The sequence below is a fragment of the Clavibacter lycopersici genome (assembly GCF_003576405.1).
GTDB classification, from domain to species: domain Bacteria; phylum Actinomycetota; class Actinomycetes; order Actinomycetales; family Microbacteriaceae; genus Clavibacter; species Clavibacter lycopersici.
In genome coordinates, this window is the sequence record NZ_QWGT01000307.1 from 1 (window position 1) to 2,717 (window position 2,717).

The 2,717-nt window shown below is 73.2% G+C and carries 3 protein-coding genes; 1 reads left to right on the forward strand and 2 read right to left on the reverse strand.

Annotation, left to right across the window (positions count from 1 at the left end; genetic code table 11):
• Nucleotides 1–110: 110 nt before the first annotated feature.
• Nucleotides 111–740, reverse strand: coding sequence for a 30S ribosomal protein S4 (gene rpsD / locus DZG00_RS14305; RefSeq protein WP_012038492.1), 630 nt, complete (start codon nucleotides 738–740; stop codon nucleotides 111–113).
• A gap of 261 nt (nucleotides 741–1,001) precedes the next feature.
• On the reverse strand, nucleotides 1,002–2,432 hold the full coding sequence (locus tag DZG00_RS14310) for a replication-associated recombination protein A (protein WP_119383052.1): 1,431 nt from the start codon (nucleotides 2,430–2,432) through the stop codon (nucleotides 1,002–1,004).
• Between the two features lie 72 nt (nucleotides 2,433–2,504).
• Between DZG00_RS14310 and DZG00_RS14315 the strand changes: the two genes are divergently transcribed.
• Nucleotides 2,505–2,717: hypothetical protein (locus tag DZG00_RS14315; RefSeq protein ID WP_119455762.1), on the forward strand; the 213-nt coding region annotated here is incomplete at its 3' end.

Here is a 2,717-nt window from a genome sequence, read left to right on the forward strand (position 1 = left end):
CGGCCGGGCGGCGCGCACGACGGCCGGGCGGCGCGCACGACGGCCGGATACGCCGCGAGGCGGGCCGCCCCTGAGGGACGACCCGCCTCGCGGACGGTGGTGCGGTCGGGCTAGCGGGCCGCGTAGTACTCGACGACGAGCTGGACCTCGCAGGTCACGGGGACCTCGGCGCGCTTCGGCAGGCGCACGAGGCGGGCCTGCAGCTTGTCGAGCTCGACCTCGAGGTACGAGGGGAGCTTCGGCAGCACGTCGGCGTGACCGCCGGCGGCGGCGACCTGGAAGGGCTCGGTGCCCTCGGAGCGCGGCTTGACGTGGATCATCTGGCCGGCCTTCACGCGGAAGGAGGGGCGGTCGACGATCTTGCCGTCGACCATGATGTGGCGGTGCACGACGAGCTGGCGGGCCTGCGCCGTGGTGCGCGCGAGGCCGGAGCGGACGACGAGCGCGTCGAGGCGCTGCTCGAGGATCTCGACGAGGTTCTCACCGGTCAGGCCCTGCGTGCGACGCGCCTCCTGGAAGGCGATCTTGAGCTGGGCCTCGCGGATGCCGTACTGGGCGCGCAGACGCTGCTTCTCGCGCAGGCGGACGGCGTAGTCGCTGTCCTGCTTGCGCTTGGACCGGCCGTGCTCGCCCGGCGCGTAGGGGCGCTTCTCGAGGTACTTGGCCGCCTTCGGCGTGAGCGGGATGCCCAGCGCGCGGGAGAGGCGGGTCTTGCTGCGGGTGCGTGACTTGGTGGACACGTTTTCCTTCCAGGGAGAAAGTCTCTGACTACGGATGATGCAGGGCGTCCGCGCACACGCATGGGCGCGCGACGATCAACACCGCTGATGCGGTTCCTGCGGAAGTAGAGGGATTCGCCACGGGTCGTCCGGCTACAGGACGTGTCCCTTGGATCTGGATGTCGACGCAGCCGCACGCGACACCCCATCTAGGCGTCAGCAAGCGTAGCACGCGATCGGCGCGATCCCGGGGCTGCGCCGCGCCGGAGACCGACGCCGGCCTCAGCCGCCGCGGACGATGCGGCGCAGCTTCTCGAGCCGGGCGGAGAGGTCCCGCTCGTGCCCGTGCTGCGTCGGCGAGTAGTAGGTGCGCCCGACGAGCTCGTCCGGCAGGTACTGCTGCTGCACCACGCCGATGTCGGCGTCGTGCGGGTAGCGGTAGCCCTTGCCGTGGCCGAGCCGCTTCGCGCCCGGGTAGTGCGCGTCGCGGAGGTGCAGCGGCACGCGACCGAAGGCGCCGCCGCGCACGTCCGCGATCGCCTGGTCGATGCCGAGGTAGGAGGCGTTCGACTTGGGCGCGGTGGCGAGGTGCACGACCGCCTGCGCCAGCGGGATCCGCCCCTCGGGCATGCCGATGAGCTGCACGGCGTCGGCCGCCGCGACCGCGACGACGAGCGCCTGCGGGTCGGCGAGGCCGATGTCCTCGGAGGCCGAGACGATGATCCGCCGCGCGATGAACCGCGGGTCCTCCCCCGCCTCGATCATGCGGGCCAGGTAGTGCAGCGCGGCGTCCACGTCGGATCCGCGGATCGACTTGATGAACGCGCTGATGACGTCGTAGTGCTCGTCGCCGTTGCGGTCGTAGCGGAGCAGCGCCCGGTCGACCGCGAGCGCGACCTGCTCCGTGGAGATGGGGATGGGCGCGGGATCCTCGGCGGGGCTCGCCGGGCGATCCTCGTCGTCGTCGTCGTCCTCGTCCTCGTCGCGCTCGTCCTCGTCCGCCGCCGCCGCCGCGCGCGCCCTGCCCGAGGCATCCGCCTGCGCCGAGACCGCCGCCGCCTCGAGCGCCGTGAGCGCACGCCGGGCGTCACCGGACGCGAGCCGGATGATCATCGCCCGCGCGTCGTCCTCGAGCGCGAACCGCCCGCCGAGGCCTCGGTCGTCGGCGACGGCGCGATCCACGAGCACGCCGAGGTCGTCGTCGTCGAGCTGCTCCAGCGTCAGCAGGAGGCTGCGGGAGAGCAGCGGCGAGATGACGGAGAAGGAGGGGTTCTCCGTGGTGGCCGCGATGAGGATCACCCAGCCGTTCTCGACGCCGGGCAGCAGCGCGTCCTGCTGGGCCTTCGTGAAGCGGTGGATCTCGTCGAGGAAGAGCACGGTCGAGACGCCGAACAGGTCGCGGTCGCTCAGCGCCTTCTCCATCACCTGCCGTACGTCGCGGACGCCGGCGGTCACCGCGGAGAGCTCCACGAAGCGGCGGCTGGACCCGTGCGCGATCGCCTGCGCGAGCGTCGTCTTGCCGGTGCCGGGAGGACCCCACAGGATGATCGAGACCGAGCCCTGCTCCCCCGCCACGTCCGAGGCGAGGCTCACGAGGGGCGACCCGGGCATCAGGAGGTGGCGCTGGCCGGTGACCTCGTCGAGGCTGCGGGGGCGCATCCGGACGGCCAGGGGCGTGGCCCCCGAGCGGAGGCCCGGTCGCGTGTCGGTCATGATCTCGATGGTAGGCGCGACCGGCTATGGTTCCCGTACCGCCGCCTCGGGCGGGACCGACCGGAGGACGCCGTGCCCCCCAGGAACGACCGCGCAGCCCGCGAGGCGCAGGCCCGGCTCCGCCGCTACGCGGCCCGGCAGGAGCTCCACGCCCGCGCCGTCCGACGCCGTCGCCGCGACGACGTCGCCGCGGTCGTCGCCGTGATCCTCGTGGCCGCGCTCGCGGTCGGCGCGCAGCTCGCGTACGAGTCCGGACCCGGCGCGCCGGGTCCGGACTCGTACGCG